Annotated in this window: 1 protein-coding gene; it reads left to right on the top strand. The window is 51.4% G+C overall.

Annotated elements, in window-relative coordinates:
- A partial coding sequence (locus R8O11_RS28130; RefSeq protein WP_318194988.1) for a dihydroxy-acid dehydratase occupies window positions 1-677 on the top strand: 677 nt, incomplete at both ends.

The raw sequence follows: 677 nt of genomic DNA, 5'->3' as shown, positions 1-677 counted from the left end.
AGCTGTTTATCAGTGCAGGTAAACGCATCGTTGAACTCACCAAACGCTACTACGAGCAAGATGACGAAACGGCTCTACCACGCAATATCGCGACCAAAGCCGCATTTGAAAACGCGATGGCACTCGACATCGCAATGGGTGGCTCGACCAATACGGTGTTACACCTTTTAGCTGCGGCGCAAGAAGGTGAAGTCGATTTTGATATGACGGACATCGACCGCATGTCTCGCCAAGTACCACACCTTTGTAAAGTGGCTCCTTCAACGCAGAAATACCACATGGAAGATGTACACCGTGCGGGTGGCGTTGTCGGTATCCTTGGTGAACTGAACCGTGCAGGTCTGCTGCACAATCAGTCTAAGACTGTCCTAGGACTGACTTGGGAAGAACAGCTAGCCAAATACGACATCATGCTGACCGATTCAGAAGAAGTGAAATCATTCTACCGTGCAGGCCCTGCGGGTATCCGCACCACACAAGCATTCTCGCAAGATTGTCGCTGGGATACCCTCGATGATGACCGCGCGGAAGGCTGTATCCGCACCAAAGAAAACGCGTTTAGCCAAGATGGCGGCCTTGCCGTTCTGAAAGGCAACATCGCGCTGGATGGCTGTATTGTGAAGACTGCTGGTGTGGACGAAAGCATCCTGAAATTTACTGGCCCTGCAGTAGTGTTT

It is taken from the genome of Vibrio sp. 1288, assembly GCF_033344475.1.
Note: the sequence above shows the minus strand (reverse complement) of the source record. Positions and strands in the feature narration are given on the sequence as shown.